The sequence below is a fragment of the Gymnodinialimonas sp. 202GB13-11 genome, from assembly GCF_040932485.1.
Lineage (GTDB): Bacteria > Pseudomonadota > Alphaproteobacteria > Rhodobacterales > Rhodobacteraceae > Gymnodinialimonas > Gymnodinialimonas hymeniacidonis.
In genome coordinates this window covers 2,786,367-2,808,619 of record NZ_JBFRBH010000001.1, presented here as the reverse complement: position 1 = coordinate 2,808,619, position 22,253 = coordinate 2,786,367, and the positions used below count along the sequence as shown (strand labels likewise).

Genomic DNA, 22,253 nt, shown 5'->3' with positions numbered 1-22,253 from the left:
GGGGGCGCTGCCCCCTCGCCCCCCGAGGTATTTTGAAACAAGGACGCGGGATGCACCGCTAGTCCATGACCATGAGAAATTGGTCGCGCATCCGTTCAATCGCGGGTTTGTTGCGCGTCTTTGGCACGACGAAGACAGCTTGGCGGGTATTCGTGGCCTCCGGGCGCAGGAACTCTTCGACGATGTGGTAGGTCTTTCGCCCCAAATAATCATCGAAGATGAGGGCGGTGCCGGGATCCGCGATGCGCAGGGACGTCAGAAAGCAGGCGACCCGGAAACGCCCGTCGATCAGCACGACCTCGGGCTTGGCGAGGCTGGACCATGGGCCTTCGATATAGTGGATGAAATTGCGGCGCTTGCGATAGGTGCGCGGCTTGCCCCATTTGGCCACTGGGCCCACGTCGATATGGCGAAGGTCATGGGCGGTCGGCCGGGTGAGCGCGGCCTGCGTCTGCTCAACCCAAGTGCGATCCGTTTCCACGCCAATAATAGAGGCGTCGGTATGGGCATCCACCCAAAGCGTAGAGGCGCCAAGCCCGTATTCGCCATAGGTGCGGCAGCCTTCCAGCGCGGCTTTGAAAAGGCCGTCTTCTCCGTCAAACAACTTCATTGCGGTAGCCTGCGTGGGCGGGCGGCGGATGTCACGGGACGAGGATGAATTTGCACGATAAGGTGGGGCGAAGCGGCAACGGAGGGTAGGCGCATGCTGTGCAAAATCGGTGATGTGGAAGTCTGGCGTATCCTTGAGATGAACGGCCCCTTCCGCGAGGCGGAGATGCTGTTCCCGACGGCTGGGCCGGATGTGGCCCGCATCATGAACGAGCTGGCCCCGGGGCAGGTGGATGCAGCGGGCAAGGTGGTTCTTCCGGTACAGGGCTTCCTGTTGAAGACCGGGACCCATGTTGTGCTGGTCGATGCCTGCGTGGGCAATCACAAGACCAACAATTTCCCGGATTGGAATATGCGCGACAGCGGGCGGTTCATGGCGGCGCTGGAAGCGTCAGGCACGGCACCGGGCGATGTGGATTACGTCATGTGCACGCATCTGCACACCGATCATGTTGGTTGGAATACGCGGCTGGTGGATGGGCGCTGGTTGCCGACCTTCCCCAACGCGCGCTATCTGATGCCCGCGTCCGATTTGCCGTTTCTCGAAGAGGTGGGGCCGGATCAGTACCGCGAGAGCGTGTTGCCGGTGGTTGAGGCCGAGCAGGTCGAAGAAGTCGGGGCGGATTTTAAGATTGGGGATGCCATCTCGCTGATTGCGACGCGCGGGCATACACCGGGCCATGTCTCCGTCCGGATCACATCGGGCGGAGCGGAGGCGGTCATCACCGGTGATGCGATCCACTGCACCCCGCAATGCGCCTATCCGGATTGGCATTTCGTCTATGATGCCGACAAAGAGGCCGCGGTCGCCGCGCGGCGGCATCTGTTGGAGACCGTCGCGGAAAGCGGGGCCAAGGTGCTGGGGACGCATTTCTTGCTGCCATCAACGGGCCGGGTCGTTGCAAAGGGGGACGCGTTCCGCTGGCAGGCTGATTGAGCAATCTGGCGGATTGTGTGCGTAACGTGGCAATTCCCGTGCGGCGGGCGGGTCAGAATCCGGGCGACGTTGTGGCATTTCCAAACAACGTCCATCCCTTAACCTCCTGTTAATCCCGTCGGCTGTTCTGCTGGTTCAAACAGTTTGAGCAAGCGGAGCACGACATGCATCACGGCAACCGGGTTTTCGGCACCGAGGGCGATGATTTTCTGGAAGCCACGCGCGGCGGTGTCATTGCCTATGGCGGGATCGACACGATCCATGCGACGGCGGGGCCGGGGTTTGGCCAGATCCATACTTATGCCGGGGACGGGGATGATTTCACGATCCTCGATTTCAGTGTGATGACGGGGTTCAGCCATGGCCACCACGTGCGGGGCGCCGGAGGTGCCGACACGTTCGAATTCCGTTCGCTTCAGAATGTTCAGACAACGGTGGTCGGACGGATCGAGGATTTCGACCGCTCGCGAGATCGTATCTTGATCGACGGGGTTACGCTCGATTTCGACAACCTTCCCAAAAACGTGCGACTGGTGGAATTTGCAGGTGCATTGGGGCCGGATGTGATGGATCCGCAGCAATGGCTTTTGATTGATACAGGCGCGGGCCATGTCTTCTACGCGCTGGAGGGCGCACGCCAAGATATGAGTGACCCGCTGGCGCAGGAGGGGCATTTCCTTATGGAAGCCCCTGATTTCGACGCGCTTGTCGATGTTTCGTTTGTGGACCCGGTGAACTACGTGCCCGCGGGGTTTGAGGCCGATGGCGGGCTGGTGATTGAGGATACGGATGTGTTCCGCGACGATGCGCTTGCGTTGATCGAAGGCTCGGACTTGGGCGATCTGATCGCGGCGGGGCTCAATGACGATACGGTTCATGCAGGTGACGGAAATGACGTCGTGTGGGGCGGGTCAGGTAACGACGTGATCCTTGGTGAAAACGGGCTCGATACGATCCACGGCGGGAACGGGAATGACCGCATTGATGGCGGCGGGTTCGGTGACGTGATCCACGGTGAGGCCGGCAACGACATCATCTCGGGCGATTGGGGCTGGGACTGGATTGATGGCGGATCGGGTAATGATCTGCTGGATGGGGGCGGTGGTAAGGACACGCTTCTGGGCGGGGCGGGCAACGACCTTCTGGAGGGCGGGTTCGGAGATGATGTTCTGAACTCTGGCGCGGGCCGTGACATGATGGCGGGCGGGGCCGGGGCGGATACGTTCGAGTTCACGGATTTCGATTGGGGGTTCGATGTGGTGGGTGACTTCGACACCGGCGAGGATCGGATGCGCTTTGCGGGCGAGGTCGACCGCTTCGATCAGGTGATCATGGTCGACTACATTCTGGATGGTCAGGCCTCGACCCTGTTGCGCTTCCGCGATGATGATGGCGCGTTCGACCGTAGCCTTGGCGGTGTGGTTCTGTGGGGCGTGGAATCCGCCGACCTGACCGGGGACCAGTTCATCTTTTGAAGGGTGTCGACCCCGCCTGCTTTGGCGGGGTCGAGCACAGCTTACATGGCGGGAGCGACGGCAAAGCCGGTGAAGCCACCCATGCCAAGATCGGCCAGCATCGTCAGCTCTGCCGTTTCAAGGTTCACAGCGTAGAGGCCAGCAGTGTCGGCGCCGTCCATCTGCAGGATCGCATAGGCCGCGTCGGTGCCTTCTTCGGGCGAGATTATGTCGAACCCGCCCATGGGCGAGAGGTCCACGGCGGAGCCGTCGAGTTCGAGGAATGCCACTGAGGTCAGCTCACCTGCATTGTTGGCCAAAGCCACGAGCGAGTTCGTTGTCGCATCCAGCGCAAATTGCGCCGTGCCTGCGGCGGTCTGACCGGCAATGGCGTTGGTATAGGCGTTGGCGAAGATTTCCGGCGTGAAGTCGGCGTTCATGTCTCCGTCTGAGTAGAAGGTATCGGTGAAGCGCAGCACGGAATTGGCGCGCTCGTCATTGTCGCCGAAGTCCATCGGGAAATAGACAAGATTGGCTCCGTCGGAGCCCACAGCGCGGACCGCGTCGATGGCGTTGTTGAAGTCGAATGCGACGGCGTCGCCTGCGGTCATCGCATCATCTGCGAAGGTTGCGCCGAGGTCGGTCTGTTCCCCTGTCATTGGGTTGATGGTGACAACCATGCCATTGGTGAAGCCGTAGAGCTCGCCCGTCACAGGGCGGTAGGCGAGGCCATGGAGCGGCGTGGCGAGGTCAAATGTCTCGATCTCGCCCGGTGCTGCAATGGAGGCCATCACGACGAGTGTCGCCCCGTCATTGGCAAGCGCATAACCGGCCGTGCCAGCATGGCCATCGGCGAAGGCGGGCAGCGCCGCGAGTGTCAAGGGCAGGGCGAGGGTGGCGGCTTTGGTTAGGTTGTTGGTCATCAGAAAAGTGTCCTCCAGCTAATGCGGCCGACCGGTTGGTCCGGCGGCGATGGAGAAGACACGGGTAAGCGCCTGCAAAAGTTTCAGTGTGATGCCGGGCGAGAAAATAAGCCGCGATCGGAGAGCATTTTTTCTACCATCGCCTGGGTTGCTGCGTCGTCCGGCCTATCCGGGGAGAGTGCGATAATACCACACTTATCGCTGCTAAGGACTCATGCTAGCGTTTGAAATATCAGAGTGTACTTCTGTCTCACGGGTAACATGGCTGGTCGACATTGGTCGCATAAGGCCCAGCAAGGGTCCCAGCCCGATCTAGTTCCGCTTAACGGATCACTCATACTTTTCGACGTCGATGGCACCCTTCTGGATGCCGGTGATCTTATTGCACGGACAATGATCGAGGCGTTTTTAGCTGCGGGAGAGGCTCCTCCGCGCACGGCTGACGTGCGCTCTATCATCGGACTTTCGTTGCCGGAGATGGTCGCTCATCTGGCTGACAAACAGTCAGCGGATCTGCAGGCGAAGATCCTGTCTGGCTATCGTCTGCGTTATTTCGACCTTGTCGAGCAGGAAGAGACGCCCGAGGTCTTTCCCGGCGCTGACAAGGCCCTGCGGCGGCTTCGGGAGGCGGGGTTCGTACTTGGCCTGACGACCGGCAAGGCGCGGCGGAGTACGGAGTTCATGTTGTCCGACAACAATTGGGGGCAGTATTTCCACACGGTCCAATGCGCCGATGACAATCCGTCCAAACCCGATCCGACGATGGTGCGGCGGGCCATGATGGCGACCGGGCGATCCATTGGTGAGACCTTGCTGGTAGGCGATTCACGCTATGACATGCGGATGGCGCGGGCCGCAGGCATTCGGGCCGTGGGCGTAAACTGGGGCTACAACCAAGGTGTTGAATTGCTGTCGGAAGGAGCAATCTGCGTCGCGCGGGATTTTGAACACCTAGCGGCTCTGCTGTTGCCCGAAGCTGTGGTGTGAGCCGTCCTTAGAAGGGTGCGATGTGTCGCACCGGTTTAGCTTTGCCTTTGCGTTTTCAAGCATTATCTCAATTTCAGAAATTACTGAAATCTCAGAATCGCGCGAACGGGACTGATGAAACTGACAAATCTACAGCAGGAGTTTGTCCTGCATTTTGGCGAAATGGGCAGCCGCTGGGGCATCAACCGGACGGTGGGGCAAATCTATGCCCTGTTGTTCTTGTCGTCCGAGCCGCTGAATGCAGAACAGATCACTGAGGGGCTCGGCGTCAGCCGATCCAACACGTCGATGGGGCTTAAAGAGCTTCAGGCGTGGAATTTGGTGCGACTGCGCCATTTCCCTGGCGACCGTCGGGACTATTTCACCACCCCAGAGGATATGTGGGAGATCACGCGCATCCTGATTGCGGAACGCAAGAAGCGCGAGATTGACCCGACCTTAACGAAATTGCGCGAGCTGGAGATGGAGGGGCCGCAGGGCGACGATTACGCCGAGGCCCGGATCGCAGAACTTCGCGAGATGATCGAACTGATGACCGGCTTCTACGACGACATGGAGAAGCTGGAGACCGAAAGATTGGTCAAACTCATGACGTTGGGCAGCAAGATTGCTGGCCTGATCGACAGAACCAGCGGCGCTCTGTCGCTGACGAAACGCAAGTAAGAGAGGACATCACTATGGAAGCCCTCGATACCCTTATGCTGAGCCGCATTCAATTTGCGGCCAATATCTCGTTCCACATCCTGTTCCCGACGATCACGATCGCCTTGGGCTGGGTGTTGTTCTTTTTCCGGGTGCGCTTTGCGCAGACCCAGGATGAAAAGTGGATGAATGCCTATCGCTTCTGGGTGAAAATCTTTGCCCTGTCTTTTGCCATGGGTGTGGTCAGCGGCATCACTATGTCGTTCCAGTTCGGCACCAATTGGCCGGGATTCATGGAAACCGTGGGCAATATCGCGGGGCCGCTTCTGGCCTACGAGGTGATGACGGCCTTCTTCCTTGAGGCGGTATTCATCGGCATCATGCTGTTCGGCTTTTCCCGTGTGCCTGGGTGGCTGCATATGCTGGCAACGTTCCTGGTGGCCTTTGGCACCACGATGTCGGCCTTCTGGATCATCGTGCTCAACAGCTGGATGCACACGCCACAGGGCTTTGAAATGGTCGATGGCGTGGCCTTCGCCACCAGCTGGTGGGAGATCATCTTCAATCCGTCCATGCCTTACCGCTTCATGCACATGATGTTGGCGAGCTTCCTGACGGTGGCCTTCCTGATCGCAGGCGTCAGCGCGCTGCGCCGCCTGATGGGCGACCGGACGCGCGAGGTGAAGACCATGTTGAAGGTTGGTCTATGCCTGGGCGCGCTGTTGATCCCGGTGCAGATTTTCGTGGGCGACCTGCATGGTCTGAACACGAAGGAGTATCAGCCTGCGAAGGTTGCGGCGATGGAAGGCAATTGGGAGACCGGCACGAACGTTCCGCTGATCCTGTTTGCGCTGCCCAACGAAGAGACGCGCTCGAACGATTATGAGATCGGCATCCCCGGCCTCGCCTCGCTGATCCTAACCCATTCGTGGGACGGGGAAGTCGTGGGCCTGAACGAGTTCGTCGAAGAGGACGGCACCGTGATGCACCCGCCCGTCGCACCGGTTTTCTGGAGTTTCAGGACGATGGTTGGCACGGGCTTGGCGATGCTGGCGATGTCGTGGCTGGCCGTGTTCCTGATGTGGAAGCGTCGGCATATGCACGAAGCCTCGGCCACGCGGCATTGGCTGGCTGTTGAGGGCCTGCCCAAGCTGTTCCTGTTCGCGCTGGTGCCAATGGCGTTCAGTGGCTGGGTGGCGACTTTGGCCGGGTGGTACACGACCGAGATTGGCCGCCAGCCGTGGTTGGTGAACGGCGTGGTGACAACGGCCGAGGCTGTGGCGCAAGTGCCCGCTGGCATGGTCGCCGGAACGCTGATCGGCTACCTCGTGGCTTATGCAGCGCTGCTATTCGCCTATATCAGCGTGATCGTTTACCTCGCCCGCAAGGCGGCACGCGGTGACGATGGCCGGGCGATTGACATGGAACATTCCGGCAAGGCGCAGGTGGCGGCGCTGACCCCGGCGGAGTAACGCATCATGTTTCCTGATTTCGCCAATCCCGCCGAGTGGCTGCCGTGGGCCTTTGCCTCGCTCATGGGCTTTTCTATCCTGGTCTACGTTGTCCTCGATGGGTTCGATCTGGGCGTGGGGATCCTTTTTCCCCTCGCCGACGATGCCGAGAAGGACAAGATGATTGGCTCCATCGGGCCGTTCTGGGATGCCAACGAGACATGGCTGGTGCTTGCGGTTGGGCTGCTGCTGGTGGCCTTCCCGACGGCGCACGGGATGATCCTGACGGCTTTGTACCTGCCTGTCTTCATCATGCTGATCGGGTTGATCCTGCGCGGCGTGGCCTTCGAGTTCCGGGCCAAGGCGCACGCGAAGCACAAGCGCCTATGGAACAACCTGTTCTTCGTGGGCTCCACCCTGACGGCGCTGTCACAGGGCTTCATGTTGGGCATCTACATCATGGGGCTTGAGCAAACGCTGGCGACCTACGCGTTTGGTGCGCTGACGGCTGTGGCACTGGCCGTGGGCTATAGCTTCATCGGGGCGACATGGTTGATCCACAAGGCGGAAGGCGGCTTGCAGTTGAAGGCCGTGCAATGGGCGAAGGAAAGCCTTTGGGGCATCATCATCGGGATCGGCGCCGTGTCGCTGGCAACGCCCTTGGTCTCCACCCGCATTTTCGACCGCTGGCTCGATTTCCCAAACGCGCTTTACCTCGCGCCCATCCCGATCATCTCTTTGATCCTTGTGGTGGTGCTGTGGCGGATGATCCGGCAGATGCCGTTTGAGAACGACGCGCGATCCTGGCTGCCGTTTGCGGTCTCCACCGCGATTTTCGCGCTGGCGTATCTGGGGCTGGCTTACAGCTTTTACCCCTATGTCGTTCCCGAACAGCTGACGATTTACGAGGCTGCGGCGGCGCCGGAGAGCCTGATGATCATCCTCGTGGGGGCGTGCTTCGTCGTGCCAACCATCGCGGGATATTCGATCCTCGCCTATTACATCTTCCGCGGTAAAGCGACGGCGCTGCGTTACGACTAGGGCAGCGCAACCAGCCTAGAAATCGACGCTGACGCCGGGCAGGTTGAGGGCTGCGACGAGATCGCGGACCTCTTGCCGGGCGGCGACGTTGGAGATGTTGAGCCGCTCAACGCCCAGATCGCGCAGGTCCAGCAGGGTCATTCCGGACGGGAAGAGTTCGCGGAAAATCACACGCTCGGAAAAGCCCGGCGCGACGCGGAAGCCGATGCGCTTGGCGAGTTCTTCCAGCGCTTTGCCGATCTTGCGTTTGTTGTGCATCTGCTGAGAAGGCAGGCGGTTGCGCACCACGACCCAATCGGTGGGCTGTAGCCCTGCCTTGGCGCGCAGCTGGCGGGCGTGCCAGACCATCTCGGAATAAACGGACGGTCCCTTGAGTTCATAGGTCTCAGGGTCGATCTTTGCGAGCAGGTCGAAATCTACAAAACTGTCGTTCAGCGGCGTCACGAGCGTGTCGGCCAGCGAATGGGCCACCTGGCTCAGCCGGGTGTGGCTTCCGGGGCAGTCGATCACGATGAAATCGCAGCGCGCCTCATGGTCGGCCACGGCGGCGGAGAGGCGGCGGTCATAGATATTCTCACCTTCGCCGATGTCGTCGGGGGACATGTCTGGCAGGTCGAGTACGAGCGGGCAGGCCACGTCCATACCTTTGCGGGCAATCGTCGCCTCACGGTTTTGCAGGTAGCGGTGAAAGCTGCGTTGCCGCAGGTCCAAATCCAGCCCGCCCACCACATGGCCCATCCGCGCAAGCGCTGTCGCGATGTGCATGGCGGTGGTGGATTTGCCCGATCCGCCCTTCTCGTTCCCGAGCACGATAATATGTGCCATCTGCCTGTCCCGCCTTTTGGCTGTGCGACCCTGCGTGACGGATCGCCTTATCCGTGCGCCCTTCGTTGACGGGGCGCGAGGTGTTGGGGCGAAGTATAGGGACGCTCCGGGGGGCTGTTAAGGTGAAAGCGCAGGGCAATGGACCGAATCGTGCCGCCCGTGCGACGCTTTTGCCGCAACGGGGAGGGACACGGATGCAGCAGGATCGGTACGGGAATGCCTTGAGCACAGCCTCGGCAGACGCGGCTTCGGCCTACGTGGAGGGTGTGGATCACGTTCTGGGCAACACATATGGCGGCGTGGAGGCGCTGGCGCGGGTGGTCGAGTTGGACGATCGCTTTGCCTTGGGGCATGTCGGCCATGCACGGGCACTGATGTATGCCAACGACATGGCTGGCGCGCGCGAAGCGGTAGCCCGTGCGGTGGCGCTGGCCGATGGGCTGAGTGATCGGGAGCGGTCGCATATCCATGTCTATGAACTGTTGATGAGCGGTAAACCGGTTGAGGCGCGCGCGGCGGTGAATGCCCATGTGCGTGACTGGCCCTGTGATCCGATTGTGGCGCAGTTGAACTGCCAGGTGTTCGGCCTGATCGGCTTTTCCGGCTGTGCTGGCCGCGAGGCTGAGATGCTTGCCTATACCTCGGCCCTGGCGCCGGCCTATGGCGAGGATTGGTGGTTCCTGTCGGTCCATGCGCAATCGCTGTGTGAGAATGGTCGGCCCGACCGGGCATTGGAGGTGATGGAGCGGTCGTTGGAGCTGAACAACGGCAATGCCAATGCTAGCCATTTCAAATCCCACGCGATGTACGAGATGGGGCAGACGGCGGAGGGTCGCGCCTATCTGGATGCATGGATGGAGGGCTATGATCCGCGCGGGCTGCTGCATGGGCATCTGTCGTGGCACGCGGCGCTTTGGGCGCTTGAGCAGGGCGATATGGCGGCGTTCTGGGCGTGGTATGACGGCGGGGTTGGGCCGGGCACCGGACCGGGGTCGGCCTTGCCGATCAACGTGCTGACCGACGCGGCGGCGTTGTTGTGGCGCGCGGAATTGGCGGGGCAGGAGGTTGCGCCGGAGCGCTGGCAGGCCGTCTCGGCCTATGCTTGTGAGACGTTCGCCAATCCCGGGCAGAGCTTTGCCGACATGCATGCGGCGCTGGCCCATGCGATTGCGGGCAATGGAGAGGCATTGGCGAAGCTGGCAGAGGCCAAGCGCGGGTTCGCCGCCGATCTGGTGCGGCCTGTGGCGCGGGGGTGGCAGGCCGTTGCGCGGCAGGATTGGGAGGGGGCGTTGGAGGCGCTGACGCCCGTGATGGCAGATCATGCGCGGTTCGGCGGGAGCCGAGCTCAGCGGGATCTGTTGGAGCTGACGTGGATGTTGTGCCTGATGCGGTTGGGCCGGAAGGACGAAGCGAAGCGTGCGGCGGCAACGCGGCGGCCAATTTTTGCGGAGGCCGCACCGCTCGCCGGATACGCTTAGGCGCGTAGCTGATTTCAACGAAAAACGCCGCCCCGATTGAGGGCGGCGTTTCGAATTCTGTGAAGGTGACGTGGCTTAGAAGCCCAGACCTTCGTACTTCTTCTTGAACTTCGACACGCGGCCGCCGGTGTCGAGCAGACGGGCGCCGCCGCCGGTCCAAGCCGGGTGCACCGTGGGGTCGATGTCGAGCGACAGGGTGTCGCCTTCGGAACCCCAGGACGAGCGCATCTGAACGATGTCGCCGTTGGTCATTTTCACGTCGATCACGTGATAATCGGGATGCAGATCCTTTTTCATCTCGTGGTCTCCTTACGCTTCGGCGCTTTTGCGCGGCTTGTAGGTGGTGTCCTCGGCGATACGCGCGGACTTACCGCGGCGCGAGCGGAGGTAGTAGAGCTTCGCGCGGCGCACACGGCCACGGCGCACGACGGTGATGCTGTCGATGTTCGTCGAGTGCAGGGGGAACACACGTTCCACGCCCTCACCGGAGGAAATCTTGCGCACAGTGAACGAGCCGGCAATGCCGTCGCCGTTCTTCCGCGCAATGCAGACGCCTTCGAAGTTCTGAATACGGGTGCGGGTGCCTTCCGTCACGCGGAAGCCCACGCGCACGGTATCCCCGGCTTTGAAATCGGGAATGTCTTTCCCGAGGGCGGCGACTTGTTCCGCCTCGATCTGTGCGATCAAGTCCATCTGATGCGCTCCTTTTCACTGGTTCTGCGCGGTTTGCCCGCGGATCAATTCTTTTTTGCTGCAGGACACGTTCCGGCAAACGATCAAAGCGGCCCGAGTCACCCAGGCCGCCGCGATGTGCTGCGTATACGGGGGAGGGGGTGGGCGATCAACCCTTATTGTCTTGGTGTTTTGCCCAAAGATCCGGGCGGCGGGCACGGGTGAGGGCCTCGGCCTGTTCCCGTCGCCATTGCGCCACTGCGCCATGGTCGCCGGACAGGAGCACGGGCGGGATTGCATGGCCACGCCATTCGGCAGGTTTGGTGTATTGCGGATGCTCTAGGAGGTCGTTCTGGAAGCTCTCTTCCTGCGTGGATTCCGCATTGCCAAGCACGCCGGGGATGAGCCGCACGGTGGCATCGAGCAGAACCTGCGCGGCCAGTTCACCGCCGGTCAAAACGTAGTCGCCAATGGAGATTTCTTCGAGGGCGTAGTGGTCGATCACCCTTTGGTCGAGGCCTTCGAACCGGCCGCAGACCAGCGTCATCCCCTCGGCCTGCGCGAAGCGTTCGGCGTCGCGTTGGTCGAACGGTTTGCCGCGTGGGGAAAGGTAGACGCGGGGCCATTTGACGGGATCGCTTGGCGTGCCCGCGAGCGCCATATCCAGCGCGCGGCCCATGACGTCGGGTTTCATCACCAGCCCCGCGCCGCCACCGGCTGGCGTGTCATCGACCTGCCGATGCTTGCCGGTGCCGAAGGTCCGCAGGCCGATGGGTTCCAGTGCCCAAAGCCCATCCTTTAGCGCTTTACCGGTCAGCGATGCGCCCAGAACGCCTGGGAAGGTTTCGGGAAACAGCGTCAGCACCTTGGCCGTCCACGCCCCTTTGAGGCGGGGGCGGTCCGTCATCAGCTCACGCGGTTGCAGGCTGGCGGATTGGCTGAGGCGTCCGTGGGATTTGGCGGGCTTGTCGGTCATGGGGCGGGTCTACGCGGGGCAGGGCGCGGGATCAATCATGACAGGCGGTGTCAGCAATGTTCAGAAATGCAGAGGTCCCATGCAAACCCGCGCCTTGTCGCGCGCTGCGCATCGGCGTAGCTGTTGCTGTCCAAGGAGAGACGCCCATGACATCCCCGATCCTCAAAGTCGATCAATTGACCAAGACCTATGATGGGGGGTTCACCGCGCTGGACGCTGTGTCACTGGAGATCATGGAAGGCGAGATCCTTGCTTTGCTCGGGCCGAATGGTGCGGGCAAGACGACGCTGATTTCGGCGATTTGCGGGATCGTGCAGCCGACCTCCGGCGCGGTGTCGGTGGGCGGGCATGACACGCAACGCGACTACCGCGAGGCGCGGGCGCTGATCGGGTTGGTGCCGCAGGAGATCAACCTTGAGCCGTTCGAGAAGGTCATCAACACGGTGCGCTTTTCGCGCGGGTTGTTTGGCAAGGCGCCGGACGATGCCAAGATCGAGGCAATCCTGCGGGACCTGTCGCTGTGGGACAAAAAGGACAATGCGATCCGCGAGTTGTCGGGCGGGATGAAACGGCGGGTGCTGATAGCCAAGGCGCTTTCGCACGAGCCGCGTGTGCTGTTCCTCGATGAGCCGACGGCGGGTGTGGACGTGGAGCTGCGCCGCGACATGTGGGAGGTCGTGCGTCGCCTGAAGGAGTCGGGCGTGACGATCATCCTGACGACCCACTACATCGAAGAGGCCGAGGCGATGGCAGACCGGGTGGGCGTGATCAACAAGGGTCAGATCCTGTTGGTCGAGGAGAAGGGCAACCTGATGGCCCGGATGGGTCAAAAGGAATTGCGGATCGATTTGGCCGCACCTTTGGAGGCGGTGCCCGAGGCAGTCGCGGACCGGGACCTTGAGCTGGCCAAAGATGGAAAGCGCCTGACCTATCGCTATGACACGCGGGCGGAGCGGACAGGGATCGTAAGGCTGCTGGGGGCCCTGCAAGAGGCGGGCGTGCAAGTGGCGGACGTGGAAACCAAGCAATCGAGCCTTGAAGAAATCTTCGTGGGCCTTGTGCAGGAAGGAGACGCGGCATGAACCTTCAAGCCGTCCGCGCGATCTATCGCTTTGAAATGGCACGCACCTTCCGCACGATTGCACAATCCATCGTGTCGCCGGTTCTATCCACGTCTCTGTATTTCGTGGTGTTCGGCACGGCGATCGGGTCGCGGATCGATCAGGTCGAAGGCGTCAGCTACGGCGCGTTCATCGTGCCGGGCCTCATCATGTTGACGGTGCTAACGCAGTCGATCTCGAATGCCTCCTTCGGCATCTACTTCCCCAAGTTCATTGGCACGATTTATGAATTGCTGTCCGCGCCCGCGAGCTTTCTTGAGATCACGGCGGGCTACGTGCTGGCGGCAGCAACAAAAAGTTTCATGATAGGGATCATCATCCTCATCACGGCGTTTTTCTTTGTCGATCTGCAAATCCTGCACCCGATCTGGATGCTGACATTCCTTGTCCTGACCTGCCTGTCGTTCAGCCTGTTCGGCTTCATCATCGGCATTTGGGCGCAGAATTTCGAGCAGTTGCAGTTGATCCCATTGCTCGCCGTGACGCCTTTGGTCTTCCTTGGCGGATCGTTTTATTCGATCACCATGCTACCGGACGTCTGGCAGACCATCAGCCTGTTCAATCCGGTAGTCTATCTGGTCAGCGGGTTCCGGTGGAGTTTCTTCGGGACGGCGGATGTGGCGCTCGTCTGGTCCATCGTGGCGATCCTTGGGTTCACCGGGGCGTGCATCCTGACTATCGGATGGATCTTCAAAACCGGCTGGCGCATTCGCGCGTGATCTGAAGGAGCGGCTTGCGCCGCACGTCTTTCACCTCGCCGTCGCGTGGTGCGCGACACCTCAGAGGTATTCTCGAGACAAGGAAAGGCCCTAGTTGGCGCTTTTGTCCGTCTTGGACGGTGGGTCCAGCAAGCCCTCGGGCGGGTCGATGATGGCGCGGCCAGCTTGCAAGTCGATTGTGGGGACGACGGTGGCGGTGAAGGGGATCAGGACCCCGTTGCCGAGGCCCTTGCCGCGCACTTCCAGCAAGTCGCCTGCGCCGTGGTTGAGGACGGCGGCGATCTTGCCGATGGTCTCTCCGCCCGTGTCGAGGACTGTGAGGCCGATCAAGTCCGTGTGGTAGAATTCGTCATCTGGCAGGTTTGGGAGGGCTGCGCGAGGGGCGTAAAGCCGGGTGCCTTTGAGAGCGTCGGCTTGTTCCTTGGTTTGCACACCTGAGAGTCTGACCGCGTAGCCGGTTTTGACCGGGCGGGTCAGGGTGATCTTGTAGGTCGTGGTGCCATCCTCGGTTTCCAAAGGACCGTAGGAGGCAATGTCGGAGGGTTCGGCGCAGAAGCTTTTGACGCGCACTTCGCCGCGGACACCGAAGGCGCCCATTATGGCGCCGACGCAGATATGGTCGGGTTTGGCCATGGCGATGCTTGGTCCTGAATGGGGAAGGGCGCCCGCAGATACGGGCGCCCAATACACTGATTACTCAGCCGTTTCTTCGGCTGCGGCTTCCTCAGCGGGAGCCTCTTCAACCGGTGCTTCTTCTTCGGCAGGAGCGGCTGCGGCTTCGGCTGCTTCAGCGGCCTTTGCGGCTTTCTCTTCGGCGCGCTCGACGGCTTTCTTGCCGGGCTGCGCCTTCTCCATGTTGGCGCGCTCTTTCTTTTCGAGCACACCAGCGGCTTCAAGGAAGCGGCTCACACGGTCGGTGGGCTGGGCGCCTTTGTCGAGCCAGTGCTGCACGCGCTCCATGTCCATCTTCACGCGCTCTTCGCTGTCTTTGGGCAGGAGCGGGTTGTAGGTGCCGAGCTTCTCGATGAAGCGGCCGTCGCGGGGCATGCGGCTGTCTGCCGCCACGATGCGATAGAAAGGACGCTTTTTGGAGCCGCCGCGGGCGAGACGAATTTTCATGGCCATTGTGAGTATCTCCTATGGAATGGCTGGGTGAGACCGCAGTCTCAGGATTGATGTTGCTCGTGATGGCGAATGACTTCGTCGATCACGAAACGTAGGAATTTCTTGGCAAATTCCGGGTCGAGGTCGGCCCGGTTTGCAAGGTCTTCGAGCCGGGCGATCTGCTTGGCCTCGCGGGCCGGATCGGAGGGCGGAAGGTCGTGTTCGGCCTTGAGGCGACCGACGGCTTGGGTGTGCTTGAAGCGTTCACCCAGAGTGTAAATCAGGATCGCATCGAGGCGGTCGATGCTGTCGCGGTGGCCTGCCAAAATCTCGGCGGCGCGTGTGGTGGCGTCTTGTGTCATGGGGCCTCCGAGGCGGCGAAAACCGCTGTAGTGAAGCTGTAGTTATTCTGTAGTTTTTCTGTAACTACACTTTGCGATGTTGGTCCGATGCTCATGCCGCAACCTCCGAAGGGGACGGATGGCGGAAGACCAGTGCGTCGGGGTTAGGGTGCTGCGCCGCATTGTCGATGGTGCAGCCGAGCCGTTCGGCCAGCGCGATGGACCGGGCATTGTCGCGGTGGATGTAGCTGACGGCGGTGTCCCAACCAAAGGGGCCGTAGCATTGGGCACGGGCGGCAAGAGCCGCGTCATAGGCGTATCCCTTGCCCTCATGTTCCTCCCAGATCAGCCAGCCGATTTCACGCTCTGGCCATTGATCGGGATACCAGCAGCCGACGAGGCCGATGGGGTCGCCTTCCAGTTCGACTGTCCACATGCCGAAGCCGCGCAACTGCCAGTGGCCAAGCTCGGCGGCGAAGAGGAGCCACGCCTTCTTCGCATCTTCGTACGGACCGCCGGTGTATTGCGAGCGGTCGGACAGGAAGAAGTCGCGGAAGGCGGAGTAGTCGCGCGCTTCGGGGCCGCGGAGGGTGAGGCGCTCTGTGTGGAGGACGGGGATCATGCCAGCACCTCTGCGAAGGCAGGGTGGCGGTAGACGACGTCGTCGGGATGCGGGCCGTTTGCGCTTTCGTCGATCACGCAGCCCATGCGCTCGGCCAGCGCGATGGAGCGCGTATTGGCGGCGTCGATATAGCTGACGGCGGTGTCCCATCCGAGCACGTCATAGGCGTAGCGGCGGATCTCGGTCATGGCTTCGAACGCGTAGCCTTTGCCCTCGGCGTCCGCGTCCCAGATCGTCCAGCTGAGTTCGGGTTCCGGCCAGCCTTCGGGGTTCCACGGGCCCATGGAACCGATGGGTGTGTCGGAGCCTTTGGGAACCAGCACGTAGACGCCGTAGCCGCGCAGGTGCCAGTGGCCCGAGAGGATCGCGAGGATACGCCAGGCGTGGCTGATATCCTTGTCGGTGCCGCCGCCGATGAAGCTGGCGCGGTCGGACATGACGAAGGGGGCGAGCACGTCGAAATCACTGGCCTGCGGGGCGCGCAGGATGAGGCGCTCGGTCTCAAGCTGGGGGATATCCACAAGGCGGGGAATCATGCGCGACCTCCGGTGGATGTTCCGAAAGTGCTGCGATTTGGCCCGGAAACCGTGGATAAAGCTGTGAGTTGCGCGCGGATGTGTAAGGTCATGCGGCATCTCCGTGGCGCCAGACCTCGATGGTGACGTTTTCGGTTTCCGCGATTTGCGACTCGGCGGTGGCATCGCGCTCTGCGCCCAAGCGGCGCGCGACGGCGCTGGATGCGGCGTTGTCGGGGTCGATGTAGCTGACGCATGTGGGCAGGAGCGACAGGCCGAAATCGCGGGCGGCTTTGGCGGCCTCGGTGGCGTAGCCCTGGCCGTGGTGCTCGGCCAGGTACATCCAACCAAGCTCGGGTTCATCGTCGCCCCATTCGAGGCCGACATGGGTGAAACCCACCAGCGTGCCGTCGTGCAGTTCGACCGCCCAAAGGCCGTGGCCGTGCAGCATCCAACCGGCGGTGTAATAGCTGAACTCCGTCCAGGCTTCTTCGGCGTCGGCCTCAAACGGCGGCGCGGCGAAGATCGCGGTCCAGGCGGGCAGGTCATCAAGCGTGGGCGCGCGGAGGCGCAGGCGCGCGGTCTCCAGCACCGGGATGGAGTCCCGGTGGGAGGTGGCAGCCTTGGCTGCGGCACCGGTGGGTGCCTGGGTGCAGCGGTGCGCGGTCACTTCTTCTTGTCGCCCCCGAGACCGGGAAGGCCGGGCATGCCACCCGGAAGGCCACCGCCCATGCCCTTCATGGCCTGTTCAAGCGCGGCGGGGTCCATCTTGGAGGGGTCCATGCCTGCGGGCATACCCGGGGGCATTCCGCCACCACGGCCCATGAGCGCGCCGAGGCCGCCCTTCATCATGCCCTTCTTGCCCATCTTGCCGAGCTTCTTCATCGCGTCGGCCATCTGCCGCTGCATCTTCAGAAGCTTGTTAAGGTCGGAGACTTCCTGCCCCGCGCCCTTGGCGATGCGCTTCTTGCGGGAGGCTTGCAGAAGCTGCGGGTTGGCGCGTTCGCGTTTGGTCATCGAATTGATGAGCGCGATCTGGCGTTTGACCATTGTGTCGTCAAAGCCCGCATCCTCGATCTGCTTCGACATTTTGGCCATGCCGGGCATCATCCCCATCATGCCCTGCATGCCGCCCATCTTCTGCATCTGCTCAAGCTGGCTGCGCAGGTCGTTCATGTTGAACATGCCCTTCTGGAAGCGCTTCATCATGCGCTCGGCCTGTTCGGCCTCAAGGGTTTCCTGCGCTTTCTCGACGAGGGCGACGATGTCGCCCATGCCGAGGATGCGGCCCGCGATGCGTTCGGGCTCAAAGGTCTCGATGGCGTCCATCTTTTCGCCGAGGCCGACGAAACGGATGGGTTTGCCGGTGATCTGGCGCATCGAGAGCGCCGCACCGCCGCGGCCATCGCCGTCCATCCGGGTGAGGACAACGCCCGAGACGCCGATCTTGTCGTCGAACTCGGTGGCGACGTTCACGGCGTCCTGGCCGGTGAGGCCGTCGACAACCAGAAGGGTTTCGCGGGGTTGCGCCACGTCGCGGACGGCGGCGGCCTGGGCGATGAGTTCCTGATCGATGTGCAACCGACCGGCGGTGTCGAGCATGTAGACGTCGTAGCCCGCGAGGGAGGCTTGTGTCTTGGCGCGCTTGGCGATCTGGACGGGGTCTTCGCCGGGCACGATGGGGAGCGTGTCGACGCCGATCTGGACGCCGAGGATGGCGAGTTGTTCCATGGCCGCGGGGCGGTTGGTGTCGAGCGAGGCCATCAGGACCTTCTTGCCCTCGCGATCTTTCAGGCGTTTGGCGAGTTTGGCGGTGGTCGTCGTCTTGCCCGAGCCTTGGAGGCCGACCATCAGGATCGGCGCGGGCGGGTTATCGATTTTCAGTTTGCCGGGGTCGCTGTCGCCGGTGAGGGTGGCGATCAGCTCGTCATGGACGATCTTGATGACCTGCTGGCCGGGGGTCACGGATTTGGTGACGGCGGCGCCGGTGGCTTTCTTCTCGACCGCCTTGACGAAGGAGCGCGCGACGGGGAGGGAGACGTCGGCTTCCAACAGGGCGACGCGCACTTCGCGCATGGCGGTGCGGACGTCATCCTCCGACAGGGCGCCCTGTTTGGTGAGGCGGTCGAAGACGCCTGAAAGGCGTTCTGAGAGATTCTCAAACATGGATCACTCCTTGCGCATCCGCGCATTGTCTTTCCTGACGCGCATCCGCGCGATGGCTTCGGCGATTGCAGGTGGCAACAGCCAGATTGCCAGACATATGGGGACGATGGCCCACCAGAAAAACAGCATGATGATCGCGGCCTCGCCCGTGAGTGCGCCAAGCCAATCGGGGCTGTAGGCGCAGGACCACGGCCGCGACGTGCCCTCGTTGAAGCCCGAGAACGGACCGCCCGTGCAGAGATCGAGGCCGTGGATGACCAGCCCGGCGAGCGCAAGGCACGCCAAGGCGGCCAGCACCCAGAGGCTGGCTTTCATCCATTTGCGTGCGAATGCACTTTGCATTCATCCTCACCATCCATCACAAGCGCCAAACGCAACTTACCCCCGTGGGCGAAACTCGCTGACGGGGGGCGATCCTACGAACGCGCGCGGGACCGGGAAGCTAGGGCTTTCCGGCTATTCGAAGGCGCTGATAAGCGTGCCAACTTACGGTGTCAATCCTCGGCCGGGCTGACAAGGAACGGCTCGCGGTCTGGCAGGTATGTATGAATCCGCCACGGCATGGCGATGATCCGATCCAGATGTGCCAATATCTCCACCGCATCCTTGTGAGAGGTCTCAAACAGCGCCTCGCGACTTTCAATGTCGGTCAATCCAACAGTCAGGGTCACTGGTTGAAAACCGGTTGGCTGATCACGTCTGTTCGATGTTCGCGCGCCGATCCACGCAAGTGAGCTTGCAGGTATGGTTCTGCGGGACGTCCCAAATGGCCCTCGTTGGGCGATCAGAATGCAACGATCCTTGGCATCAAAAGTCACGGTCTTCTCGAAAGGCAGAAGGGACGCCACCAAAACGAAAGCGCACGCGGCATAGACCAGGGCGGGAACGGCAATCAGTTCCGTTACCAAGAAAAGCAACGCAAGCCCGAGGAAGGTGAAGGCGACAACCAGACGCGTGAAATAGCGGTGATGATTGTTTTGCCGAACAACAAGCCTGTCGGCAGATTGCTCGACGATATTTGGAGGCGAATGAGGTGTCACACTCGGCAATGTTATCCGGTGCAGGTCGCGGTCAGATCGACCACATCGCCTGCCAGCATGTCGGCATCCGCGTGCAGGGTGAACGAGCGGCGGAGGCTCATTTCGTCCCATTCTGCTTGCGAGGCGGGCGGGGCGGTGGTGGGCCGGGTGCCGGGATCGCCGAACAGGGTCAGCGCCATAGGGCCGTCGAAGCTTTGGCCCGCGAAAGTCAGCCCCTCCACATCGTAGGCGTATACGCCGATCAGGTCTGCGGCGGAGCCGCGGGAGGTTGTGATCAGCGTCCAGATCCTGCCCGAGATATCGTCGCCGATGGTCATCTGGCCCGTGGCGAAATGGGCCATGGTGCCACCTTCTTGCCGGAAAGTCCGGCCATCGGTCACGAATTCAGCGGTGCCGGGAATTTCGGTTCCGGGTGCTATGAAGCCCACGCCTTGCGTGACTTCGATGGTGAAATCGAGCGTGCAAGTCTGCGCCGAGGCGGGGGCAGCGAGGCACAGGGCAAGGGCGGTCGTGATCCAGCGCATGGATGAAAAGCTAGCACGGATCGCCCGCCGCACAAATCATGCGCGGCGGGCGATGTTTGCTTCAGGCAGTCTGGCCGCTCAACTGGCCGCGATGCACATAGAGGATGTACGCCGCGAGCACGCCAAGGATTGCAGCGGGCAGGGCCGAGGGGCCGAGCACAAGCAGGTGGAAGGCCACGGCGCTGATCATTGTGGCGACCAAAAGGGCGGCCCCGATGATTTGCTTTCCGGGCACCCAAAGAAGGATGGCCGCGCCAACCTCGATCACGCCGGTGAGATAGCGGAACCATTGGCCCCATCCGATGGCGTCGAAGGTGGCGACCATCATCTCGGCCCCGATCAGCTTGGCGGCGCCTGCTGCAACGAAGGCGAGCGTCAACAAGGCCTTTACCGCGAGGGGGAGGTATTTGCCGATCATGCTGCCAGCGCCTCCACCTGCGCATTGGCTTTCGAAATCGCGACTTCGGCATCGACCATCAGACGGTCAGCGGTGACGACACTTACGTCTTTGATACCGATAAAGCCCAGAACATGGCGCATGTAGTTGGTGGCGAAGTCGATTTCGGACCCGGCCTCTGTCCCGCCGGACGCCACGACAAGGATGGCGCGCTTGCCTGAGAGCAGGCCCTGCGGGCCGTTTTCGGTGTATTTGAATGTGACGCCAGCACGGGCAACCTGATCGACCCAAGCCTTCAGAGCGGCAGGCACACCGAAATTGTAGATCGGCACGCCAATGACGAGTGTATCGGCAGACTTGATTTCGGCCACCAACGTGTCGGAGAGGGCGAGCTTTTCGGCCTGATCCGGCGTGCGTTGATCAGCTGGCGTGAAGTTTGCGCCGACCCATGCCTCATCCAGAAGCGGCAGGCCATGGGCGAGGTCACGGGTGATGGTCTGAACGGGTGCGAGGCGGTCAATGACCTTGTCGGTCAGATCGCGGGAGATCGAGCCGTCGCGGCGGGCGGAGGCATCGATGCGGAGGAGTGTATCTGTCATCGGTCGGGTCCTTGTTGGATGAATTCGATATGCAGGAAGATGCAATCTGCGCATGAATTCACAATTCGACGATTTCGCAGTTATTCTGTTCATTCGCGCACATGGCGGGCGAACCCTCTAGTTTCCGGGCGTTGCAATGTGCGATTTGTGCGCGCATGGTCGTGGAAATGCTGATCTTTGTGAAAGGGCGCACAGAACCATGGACAATTGGGATGAGGTGCGAACGGCGTTTCAGGTGGCCAAACTGGGGACCGTGTCCGGCGCGGCAGAAGCCTTGGGTGTGCACCATGCCACGGTCATTCGCCACATCGACTCGCTTGAAGGGCGGTTGGGTGCGAAACTGTTCCAACGCCATGCGCGCGGATATACGGCGACCGAAGCCGGGCAAGATCTGCTTTCTGTCGCCGGGCAGACCGACGATCAGTTCACCCAGCTTGCGGGCCGGATCAAGGGCCGCGGCGATGAGGTGACGGGCGAGTTGATTGTGACGTCGCTCGGGGCATTGTCGCCATTGCTGGTCCCGACGGTGGCGCGGTTTCAGGAAAAGCACTCCGACCTGCGCGTGCGCCTGATCTCGGACGCGCGGTTGTTTCGGCTGGAGTATGGCGAGGCGCATGTGGCTATCCGAGCGGGCAAACTGCCCGATCAGCCGGACAATATTGTCCAGCCCTTCTTCACCCAGACCCTGAAACTGGTGGCCAGCCGCAGCTACGTGAACCGGTTCGGAATGCTGACTGGCGACAACGTGGCGGAGCATCGGTTTGTGGGCACCACCGAGGAAACGCCGCGGGCGCCCTATTTCCGGTGGCTGAACGAAAATGTGCCGGGAAGTTCGATCTTCTTCCGTGCCTCGTCCATGGTGGCAGTGAAAGAGGCCGTTCTGGCGGGGATCGGGATAGGCTTTGTCGCCTCGTGGGATCTGGACCGGACGGGTGACTTGATTGAAGTGCTGCCGCCTTTAGAGGATTGGACCGCCAAGATCTGGCTGGTCACGCATATGGACCTGCACCGCACGGCGAAGGTGCAGACCTTCGTGCGGCACCTGAAGGATGAAGTGAAGACTTGGCCCGTTGACTGATGCCTTGCGCCCGAAGCGGCCGACGGTGGTGC

At 61.7% G+C, this 22,253-nt stretch carries 28 protein-coding genes; 10 read left to right on the top strand and 18 right to left on the bottom strand.

Annotated elements, in window-relative coordinates; translation table 11 throughout:
- Nucleotides 1-58: 58 nt before the first annotated feature.
- Nucleotides 59-610, bottom strand: coding sequence for a hypothetical protein (locus tag V8J81_RS14240; RefSeq protein WP_368476414.1), 552 nt, complete (start codon nucleotides 608-610; stop codon nucleotides 59-61).
- Between the two features lie 93 nt (nucleotides 611-703).
- Between V8J81_RS14240 and V8J81_RS14235 the strand changes: the two genes are divergently transcribed.
- Both V8J81_RS14235 and V8J81_RS14230 read left to right on the top strand, forming a co-directional pair.
- Complete coding sequence (locus V8J81_RS14235; RefSeq protein ID WP_368476413.1) at nucleotides 704-1,546, top strand: MBL fold metallo-hydrolase; 843 nt, start codon at nucleotides 704-706, stop codon at nucleotides 1,544-1,546.
- 164 nt (nucleotides 1,547-1,710) lie between these two features.
- Entirely contained in the window at nucleotides 1,711-3,021 is a 1,311-nt protein-coding gene (locus V8J81_RS14230) for a calcium-binding protein (RefSeq protein ID WP_368476412.1), read from the top strand.
- Between the two features lie 41 nt (nucleotides 3,022-3,062).
- On the opposite strand, the gene V8J81_RS14225 is transcribed toward V8J81_RS14230, so the two are convergent.
- Complete coding sequence (locus V8J81_RS14225) at nucleotides 3,063-3,923, bottom strand: DUF4394 domain-containing protein (RefSeq protein WP_368476411.1); 861 nt, start codon at nucleotides 3,921-3,923, stop codon at nucleotides 3,063-3,065.
- Between the two features lie 261 nt (nucleotides 3,924-4,184).
- Here V8J81_RS14225 and V8J81_RS14220 point away from each other — a divergent pair, with 261 nt between their 5' ends.
- The 4 genes from V8J81_RS14220 (at nucleotide 4,185) to V8J81_RS14205 (ending at nucleotide 8,044) form a co-directional block, all read left to right on the top strand.
- On the top strand, nucleotides 4,185-4,910 hold the full coding sequence (locus V8J81_RS14220) for an HAD-IA family hydrolase (RefSeq protein ID WP_368476410.1): 726 nt from the start codon (nucleotides 4,185-4,187) through the stop codon (nucleotides 4,908-4,910).
- A gap of 114 nt (nucleotides 4,911-5,024) precedes the next feature.
- Nucleotides 5,025-5,573 carry a GbsR/MarR family transcriptional regulator gene (locus tag V8J81_RS14215; protein WP_368476409.1) on the top strand — a complete coding sequence of 183 codons (549 nt, stop codon included), beginning with the start codon at nucleotides 5,025-5,027 and terminating at the stop codon, nucleotides 5,571-5,573.
- 14 nt (nucleotides 5,574-5,587) lie between these two features.
- Entirely contained in the window at nucleotides 5,588-7,024 is a 1,437-nt protein-coding gene (locus V8J81_RS14210; RefSeq protein ID WP_368476408.1) for a cytochrome ubiquinol oxidase subunit I, read from the top strand.
- 6 nt (nucleotides 7,025-7,030) lie between these two features.
- Nucleotides 7,031-8,044 carry a cytochrome d ubiquinol oxidase subunit II gene (locus tag V8J81_RS14205; protein ID WP_368476407.1) on the top strand — a complete coding sequence of 338 codons (1,014 nt, stop codon included), beginning with the start codon at nucleotides 7,031-7,033 and terminating at the stop codon, nucleotides 8,042-8,044.
- A 15-nt stretch (nucleotides 8,045-8,059) separates the two neighbouring features.
- Here the strand turns inward: V8J81_RS14205 and V8J81_RS14200 are convergent, their stop codons facing one another.
- On the bottom strand, nucleotides 8,060-8,869 hold the full coding sequence (locus tag V8J81_RS14200) for a division plane positioning ATPase MipZ (protein ID WP_368476406.1): 810 nt from the start codon (nucleotides 8,867-8,869) through the stop codon (nucleotides 8,060-8,062).
- A 194-nt stretch (nucleotides 8,870-9,063) separates the two neighbouring features.
- Between V8J81_RS14200 and V8J81_RS14195 the strand changes: the two genes are divergently transcribed.
- A complete protein-coding gene (locus tag V8J81_RS14195) occupies nucleotides 9,064-10,347 on the top strand; it encodes a tetratricopeptide repeat protein (protein WP_368476405.1) in 1,284 nt (427 codons plus the stop codon).
- 75 nt (nucleotides 10,348-10,422) lie between these two features.
- Here the strand turns inward: V8J81_RS14195 and rpmE are convergent, their stop codons facing one another.
- The 3 genes from rpmE to trmD all read right to left on the bottom strand — a co-directional run bounded on the left by rpmE (nucleotide 10,423) and on the right by trmD (nucleotide 11,995).
- The gene (gene rpmE / locus V8J81_RS14190; protein ID WP_368476404.1) at nucleotides 10,423-10,644 is read right to left on the bottom strand and encodes a 50S ribosomal protein L31; all 222 of its coding nucleotides are present in this window, start codon (nucleotides 10,642-10,644) and stop codon (nucleotides 10,423-10,425) included.
- A gap of 12 nt (nucleotides 10,645-10,656) precedes the next feature.
- Entirely contained in the window at nucleotides 10,657-11,040 is a 384-nt protein-coding gene (gene rplS / locus V8J81_RS14185) for a 50S ribosomal protein L19 (protein ID WP_368476403.1), read from the bottom strand.
- A gap of 148 nt (nucleotides 11,041-11,188) precedes the next feature.
- A complete protein-coding gene (gene trmD, locus V8J81_RS14180; protein WP_368476402.1) occupies nucleotides 11,189-11,995 on the bottom strand; it encodes a tRNA (guanosine(37)-N1)-methyltransferase TrmD in 807 nt (268 codons plus the stop codon).
- 146 nt (nucleotides 11,996-12,141) lie between these two features.
- On the opposite strand from trmD, the gene V8J81_RS14175 reads away from it, so the two are divergent.
- Together V8J81_RS14175 and V8J81_RS14170 are read left to right on the top strand one after the other, a co-directional pair.
- Nucleotides 12,142-13,077 (top strand): ABC transporter ATP-binding protein, encoded by a 936-nt coding sequence (locus V8J81_RS14175; protein WP_368476401.1) that lies wholly within the window; start codon nucleotides 12,142-12,144, stop codon nucleotides 13,075-13,077.
- The gene (locus V8J81_RS14170; protein WP_368476400.1) at nucleotides 13,074-13,835 is read left to right on the top strand and encodes an ABC transporter permease; all 762 of its coding nucleotides are present in this window, start codon (nucleotides 13,074-13,076) and stop codon (nucleotides 13,833-13,835) included. Before V8J81_RS14175 ends, V8J81_RS14170 begins: the two co-directional genes overlap by 4 nt.
- Nucleotides 13,836-13,925: 90 nt before the next feature.
- Here the strand turns inward: V8J81_RS14170 and rimM are convergent, their stop codons facing one another.
- From rimM to V8J81_RS14110, 12 genes are all read right to left on the bottom strand, one after another.
- A complete protein-coding gene (gene rimM / locus V8J81_RS14165; protein ID WP_368476399.1) occupies nucleotides 13,926-14,468 on the bottom strand; it encodes a ribosome maturation factor RimM in 543 nt (180 codons plus the stop codon).
- A 60-nt stretch (nucleotides 14,469-14,528) separates the two neighbouring features.
- Nucleotides 14,529-14,960 (bottom strand): 30S ribosomal protein S16, encoded by a 432-nt coding sequence (rpsP, locus tag V8J81_RS14160; RefSeq protein WP_368476398.1) that lies wholly within the window; start codon nucleotides 14,958-14,960, stop codon nucleotides 14,529-14,531.
- Nucleotides 14,961-15,001: 41 nt separating this feature from the next.
- A complete protein-coding gene (locus V8J81_RS14155; protein ID WP_368476397.1) occupies nucleotides 15,002-15,301 on the bottom strand; it encodes a chorismate mutase in 300 nt (99 codons plus the stop codon).
- Between the two features lie 91 nt (nucleotides 15,302-15,392).
- On the bottom strand, nucleotides 15,393-15,902 hold the full coding sequence (locus V8J81_RS14150) for a GNAT family N-acetyltransferase (protein WP_368476396.1): 510 nt from the start codon (nucleotides 15,900-15,902) through the stop codon (nucleotides 15,393-15,395).
- Nucleotides 15,899-16,438 carry a GNAT family N-acetyltransferase gene (locus tag V8J81_RS14145; protein ID WP_368476395.1) on the bottom strand — a complete coding sequence of 180 codons (540 nt, stop codon included), beginning with the start codon at nucleotides 16,436-16,438 and terminating at the stop codon, nucleotides 15,899-15,901. Before V8J81_RS14145 ends, V8J81_RS14150 begins: the two co-directional genes overlap by 4 nt.
- An 88-nt stretch (nucleotides 16,439-16,526) precedes the next feature.
- Nucleotides 16,527-17,087, bottom strand: a complete 561-nt coding sequence (locus V8J81_RS14140; RefSeq protein ID WP_368476394.1) for a GNAT family N-acetyltransferase — start codon at nucleotides 17,085-17,087, stop codon at nucleotides 16,527-16,529.
- Nucleotides 17,084-18,583, bottom strand: coding sequence for a signal recognition particle protein (gene ffh, locus V8J81_RS14135; RefSeq protein ID WP_368476393.1), 1,500 nt, complete (start codon nucleotides 18,581-18,583; stop codon nucleotides 17,084-17,086). Before ffh ends, V8J81_RS14140 begins: the two co-directional genes overlap by 4 nt.
- 3 nt (nucleotides 18,584-18,586) lie before the next feature.
- Nucleotides 18,587-18,925, bottom strand: a complete 339-nt coding sequence (locus V8J81_RS14130) for a hypothetical protein (protein ID WP_368476392.1) — start codon at nucleotides 18,923-18,925, stop codon at nucleotides 18,587-18,589.
- 152 nt (nucleotides 18,926-19,077) lie between these two features.
- A complete protein-coding gene (locus tag V8J81_RS14125; RefSeq protein ID WP_368476391.1) occupies nucleotides 19,078-19,254 on the bottom strand; it encodes a hypothetical protein in 177 nt (58 codons plus the stop codon).
- Between the two features lie 380 nt (nucleotides 19,255-19,634).
- Nucleotides 19,635-20,147 carry a hypothetical protein gene (locus V8J81_RS14120; protein ID WP_368476390.1) on the bottom strand — a complete coding sequence of 171 codons (513 nt, stop codon included), beginning with the start codon at nucleotides 20,145-20,147 and terminating at the stop codon, nucleotides 19,635-19,637.
- A 61-nt stretch (nucleotides 20,148-20,208) separates the two neighbouring features.
- Nucleotides 20,209-20,565, bottom strand: a complete 357-nt coding sequence (locus V8J81_RS14115) for a DoxX family protein (RefSeq protein ID WP_368476389.1) — start codon at nucleotides 20,563-20,565, stop codon at nucleotides 20,209-20,211.
- Complete coding sequence (locus tag V8J81_RS14110; RefSeq protein WP_368476388.1) at nucleotides 20,562-21,143, bottom strand: FMN-dependent NADH-azoreductase; 582 nt, start codon at nucleotides 21,141-21,143, stop codon at nucleotides 20,562-20,564. The genes V8J81_RS14115 and V8J81_RS14110 overlap by 4 nt, the downstream gene beginning before the upstream one ends.
- Nucleotides 21,144-21,342: 199 nt before the next feature.
- Between V8J81_RS14110 and V8J81_RS14105 the strand changes: the two genes are divergently transcribed.
- Entirely contained in the window at nucleotides 21,343-22,221 is an 879-nt protein-coding gene (locus tag V8J81_RS14105) for a LysR family transcriptional regulator (protein WP_368476387.1), read from the top strand.
- Nucleotides 22,222-22,253 lie beyond the last annotated feature (32 nt).